8 protein-coding genes are annotated in these 4641 nt (G+C 74.9%); 3 read left to right on the top strand and 5 right to left on the bottom strand.

Annotation, left to right across the window (positions count from 1 at the left end):
* On the bottom strand, positions 1 to 382 hold a 382-nt coding region (locus EF903_RS29020; RefSeq protein ID WP_125547981.1), incomplete at its 3' end, for an NUDIX domain-containing protein.
* 29 nt (positions 383 to 411) lie between these two features.
* Here EF903_RS29020 and EF903_RS29015 point away from each other — a divergent pair.
* Genes EF903_RS29015 through EF903_RS29005 form a run of 3 tightly spaced genes read left to right on the top strand, consistent with a single transcriptional unit; the run spans position 412 to position 2756 of the window.
* Complete coding sequence (locus EF903_RS29015) at positions 412 to 1077, top strand: M15 family metallopeptidase (RefSeq protein ID WP_260616075.1); 666 nt, start codon at positions 412 to 414, stop codon at positions 1075 to 1077.
* A gap of 36 nt (positions 1078 to 1113) precedes the next feature.
* The gene (locus EF903_RS29010) at positions 1114 to 1560 is read left to right on the top strand and encodes a Zn-ribbon domain-containing OB-fold protein (protein WP_125547979.1); all 447 of its coding nucleotides are present in this window, start codon (positions 1114 to 1116) and stop codon (positions 1558 to 1560) included.
* A complete protein-coding gene (locus tag EF903_RS29005; protein ID WP_125547978.1) occupies positions 1557 to 2756 on the top strand; it encodes a lipid-transfer protein in 1200 nt (399 codons plus the stop codon). Before EF903_RS29010 ends, EF903_RS29005 begins: the two co-directional genes overlap by 4 nt.
* Before the next feature lie 135 nt (positions 2757 to 2891).
* Here EF903_RS29005 and EF903_RS29000 read toward each other — a convergent pair whose 3' ends face one another.
* The 4 genes from EF903_RS29000 to EF903_RS34425 all read right to left on the bottom strand — a co-directional run.
* Positions 2892 to 3515 (bottom strand): ATP/GTP-binding protein, encoded by a 624-nt coding sequence (locus EF903_RS29000; protein ID WP_125547977.1) that lies wholly within the window; start codon positions 3513 to 3515, stop codon positions 2892 to 2894.
* Complete coding sequence (locus EF903_RS28995; protein ID WP_125547976.1) at positions 3496 to 3942, bottom strand: DUF742 domain-containing protein; 447 nt, start codon at positions 3940 to 3942, stop codon at positions 3496 to 3498. The genes EF903_RS29000 and EF903_RS28995 overlap by 20 nt, the downstream gene beginning before the upstream one ends.
* Before the next feature lie 11 nt (positions 3943 to 3953).
* Positions 3954 to 4391, bottom strand: a complete 438-nt coding sequence (locus EF903_RS28990) for a roadblock/LC7 domain-containing protein (protein WP_125547975.1) — start codon at positions 4389 to 4391, stop codon at positions 3954 to 3956.
* Positions 4388 to 4641: hypothetical protein (locus EF903_RS34425; RefSeq protein ID WP_185902883.1), on the bottom strand; the 254-nt coding region annotated here is incomplete at its 5' end. The genes EF903_RS28990 and EF903_RS34425, both read right to left, overlap by 4 nt.

Raw genomic sequence — 4641 nt, 5'->3', positions numbered from 1 at the left:
CCAGGGGGCGGGTCGGGAGGAGGCCGAAGAGGAGCAGGTGGCCGCCCGGGGAGCTCATGGCGTCGGCGAGGGCGACGTCGGCGGCGGGGGCGTGGATGCCGGTCTCCTCGCGCAGTTCGCGGACGACCGCTTCGCGCCAGTCCTCGCCGAAGTCCATGAAGCCGCCGGGGAGGGCGGTGCCGCCGAGGGCCGGTTCGATGGTGCGGGTGATGACGACGAGGCCGGTGCCCGCCTCGTCCTGCGCGGGGAGCAGCGCGACGGCGACGGGGAGGGGGTTGCGGTAGGTGACGGCGCCGCAGGCGGTGCAGGTCCGGGGCCAGGCGTCGCCGTCGAACAGCGTTCCGCAGGTGGAGCAGTGCGAGTCCCTCAGGTGTGCCGGCATGCGGCGATGGTAAGCCAAGGGGCATGCGGATGGCGGTGGTTGCGGGGTGTCTGGCGGTGCTGGCGGGTTCCTCGCCGAGCGGGTTCGCGGCGCTGTCGGACGTCGATCCGACGATCGGGCAGGACATGCGGTACGCGACGGGGCGCAATTTCACGGGGCGGGTGGTGGAGGGGTACGAGGAGCCGGTGTGCCTGCTCGCGAAGCAGGCGGCCGAGGCGCTGCGGCGGGCGCAGCGGGTGCTGCGGCGGCAGGGGCTCTCGCTGGTGGTGTACGACTGCTACCGGCCGCAGCGGTCGGTGGACCGGTTCGTGCGGTGGGCGCGGGACGCCGGCGACCAGGCGACGAAGGCGGAGTTCTACCCGGAGGTGGACAAGTCGCGGCTGGTCGCGCTCGGGTACATCGCGGAGCGGTCGGGACACAGCCGCGGGAGCACGGTGGACGTGGCGCTGGTGCGGCTTCCCGACCGGCGGCCGCTGGACATGGGCACGCCGTTCGACTGGTTCGGACCGCTGTCCCACACGGACGCTCCTCAGATCGGCGGTGCAGCGCGGGAGAACCGGCGGCTGCTGCGGCGGGTGCTTCAGGCGGAGGGGTTCGTGAACCTGCCCGAGGAGTGGTGGCACTTCACGCACCGGCCGGAGGCGTTCGGGGAGCAGTTCGACTTTCCCGTCGCCTTGCGCGCCGTACGCGGATGAACCCACACTTCTGACGGAGCGTCAGAAGGAGGGGCTGTGGAGCGGACCAGGAAGCCGGCCGCGCCGGGGTGGTTCACCGAGGAGGGCGGCTTCCGGCTGCTCGGGACGCGGTGCACGGCCTGCGCGGCGGTGTTCTTCCCGCGGGAGGACGCCTACTGCCGCAATCCGCACTGCGCGGGGGGCGGCGCCATGGAGGAGGTGCCGCTGTCGCGGCGCGGCCGGGTGTGGTCCTACACCGACGGGCGGTACCGGCCGCCCGCCCCCTACCCCTCCGACCCCGGGGAGCCCTGGGAGCCGTACGCGCTCCTCGCGGTGGAGCTGGAGGCGGAGGGGATGGTCGTGCTGGGGCAGGCCGTGCCCGGGGTGGGGCCGGCCGACCTGGAGGTGGGCATGGAGGTCGAGGTGGTGGGCGGGGTGCTAACCGAGGACGCGGACACCGTGTGGACCACCTGGCGCTTCCGGCCGGTGGGAGGCACGGCATGACGGACGTGGCGGTGCTCGGGGCGGGAATGCACCCGTGGGGCAAGTGGGGCCGGAGTTTCGTCGAGTACGGGCGGGTCGCGGCGCGGGCCGCGCTCGCCGACGCGGGGCTGGAGTGGCGCTCCGTGCAGTCCGTCGTCGGCGCCGGCACCGTGCGCGGCGGCTACCCCGGCCATGTGGCGGGCGCCGCGTTCGCCCGGGCCCTCGGCTGGCAGGGGGCGCGTGTGGCCAGCGTGTACGCGGCGTGCGCGTCCGGCGCGCAGGCCGTCGCGATGGCGCGGGCGCAGATCCTCGCCGGGCAGGCCGACACGGTGCTCGTCGTCGGGGCGGACGCGGCGCCCAAGGGATTCTTCGCCCCGGCGGGCGGGAACCGGCCCGACGACCCGGACTGGCTGCGGTTCCGGCTGCTGGGCGCGACGAACCCGGCGTACTTCGGCTTGTACGCGCGCCGGCGGATGGCCGTGTACGGGGACACGGCGGAGGACTTCGCCCGGGTGAAGGTGAAGAACGCGGCGGCCGGGGTACTGAACCCGCTGGCCCGCTACAGGAAGGCGGTGACGGCCGGGGAGGTGGCCGCCTCGCCCGTGGTCGCCGACCCGCTGCGGCTGCTCGACGTCTGCGCCACCTCGGACGGGGGCGCCGCCCTGGTGCTGGGCAGCATGGCGTGCGCGCGGGCCCGGGGCCTGGCCGACCCGGTGCGGATCCGGGCGGTGTCGACGGTGACGCCGCGGTATCCGCGTACGGTCCTCGACCTGCCGGACATCGCGACCGACTCGGGCTGCGGGGCCGGACCCGGACCCGCGGGCGCCGCCGTGCCGTTCCGGGCGTCGATCGCACGCGCCGCGTACGAGGAGGCCGGGATCGGGCCGGAGGACCTCTCGCTGGCCGAGGTGTACGACCTGTCCACCGCGCTGGAGCTGGACTGGTACGAGGACATCGGCCTCTGCGGCCCGGGTGAGGGCGCGGCGCTCGTCCGGAAGGGCGCGACGGCGCTCGGCGGGCGGGTCCCGGTCAACGCGAGCGGCGGGCTCGCCTCGTTCGGGGAGGCCGTACCGGCGCAGGCCATCGCCCAGGTGTGCGAGCTGACGTGGCAGCTACGCGGGGCGGCGGGCGCGCGCCAGGTGCCGGGGGCGCGGGTCGGGGCCGCCGTGAACCAGGGGCTGTTCGGGCACGGGGCGGCGGTCGTGGCCGTGCGCTGAGGCCGGCGTGCGCGGATGCTTGACGGGCCCGTGGAGCGGGTTCACACTCGCTCCACGGTCCCGAGCCGTCCCCCTGCCCCCATGGAAGCCGCGGCCCGTACCCCAGTCGGCGGGGGTGCGGGCCGCTCCGGCGCCTCAGGTCCCGGTGGTCAGGCTCCTGCGGCGGGCCCGGGCCGTGGACATGGCGTGCTCGACGACCCCGACCAGCACGTCCTTGACGGACTCCCGGTCGCGCGCGTCGCACAGCAGCACGGGCACGCCCGGATCGAGGTCCAGCGCCTCCCGGACGTGCACGACGGGATGGCGTTCGGCCCCGTCGAAGCAGTTCACCGCGACGGTGAAGGGGATCCCGCGCCGCTCGAAGTAGTCGACCGCGGCGAAGCAGTCGGCGAGCCGGCGCGTGTCGGCGAGGACCACGGCGCCCAGGGCGCCCTGTGCCAGCTCGTCCCACAGGAACCAGAAGCGGTCCTGGCCCGGCGTGCCGAACAGGTACAGCACCAGGTCCTCGCGCAGGGTGATCCGCCCGAAGTCCATGGCGACCGTGGTGGTGCTCTTCCCCTCCACTCCCCCGGTGTCGTCGATGCCCGCCCCCGGCTCGGAGAGCGACTCCTCGGTGCGCAGCGGCCTGATCTCGCTCACCGCGCCGACCAGGGTGGTCTTGCCCACCCCGAAGCCGCCCGCGACGAGGATCTTCAGGGTCAGCGGCTCGACCGGGGAGACGGCGTGCATCGCACCGCGGCTAGAGCGCCCGAAGGCCATCGATCACCTCACGCAGAATGGATTCGTCGGGCAGTTCGGCCGGCGGTACCGGCCGGGTCACGTGGACCAGTTCCTCCTCGGCCAGGTCACCGATGAGGACGCGCACCACCCCGACCGCCAGGTCGAGTTCGGCCGCGATCTCGGCGACCGACTGGGGGCGCTCCCGGCAGAGGCCGAGGATGTGGGCGTGCTCCGGGGAGAGGGTCAGCTCCCAGACCGGGTCGTCGGCCGCCGGCTCGGCGACGACCAGCGCGATCAGGTCGAGCCGGTGCCGGCCCGCGTGGCTGGTCCGGCCGCGGGTCATCGCGTACGGGCGGACGACCGGCCCCGCCTCGTCGTCGAACCAGTGCGGCTCGTCGGGGCCTTGGGCCCGGGCGGGGTCCGCGCCGGCGGCGTGCTCCTGGTGCTCTGCGCCTGGATCGCTCATGCGGCCTCGACTCACCCTCCGGCTGGCAGTCCGGAGCGCGGGGCGGTCGACAGGTGGTCGCCGACGCGCTTGACCATGAGGGTCATCTCGTAGGCGACCTGCCCGACGTCCGAGTCGGCGTCCGAGAGCACGGCCAGGCAGCTGCCGTCGCCGGCGGCCATCACGAAGAGGAACGCCTCGTCGAGTTCGACGACGGTCTGCCGGACGCCGCCGGAGTCGAAGTGCCGGCCGACGCCCTTGGCGAGGCTGTGGAAGCCGGAGGCGACGGCGGCCAGGTGCTCGCTGTCCTCCCGGGTCAGGTCCTTGGAACTGCCGGTGGGCAGGCCGTCGCCGGAGAGGACGACCGCCTTGCGGATGCTGGCGACCCGGTCGACGAGCTCGTCGAGCAGCCAGTTGAGCTGGCCGGAACCGCGGCTGCGGATGTCGTTGCCGGTCTGCGGTGCGGTCATCGACCGTCCCCCTCGTTCTCGTTCGCGGGACCGCGGCCGGCGCGGGTGCCCGCCCCGGTCTCGGACTGCTGTGCGTGCTTGTTGCGGCCCGCCGTCCAGCCTCGCTGGAGGGCGGACATGCGGGTGCGTACGTCTTCGGCGTCGCGCTCGGCCGGCGCCTCCGGTGCGGGCCGGGCGGGGGCGGGCGCGGGAGCGGACTTCAGCTGCGGCGCGAGGTTCGCCTGCCGGACCCGCCGGGGCAGTCCCCCCG

The sequence above is a fragment of the Streptomyces sp. WAC05292 genome (assembly GCF_003949955.1).
Taxonomy (GTDB): Bacteria; Actinomycetota; Actinomycetes; order Streptomycetales; family Streptomycetaceae; genus Streptomyces; species Streptomyces globosus.
The sequence above is the reverse complement of the archived record's forward strand: the minus strand, read 5'-3'. Positions and strand labels throughout refer to the sequence as shown.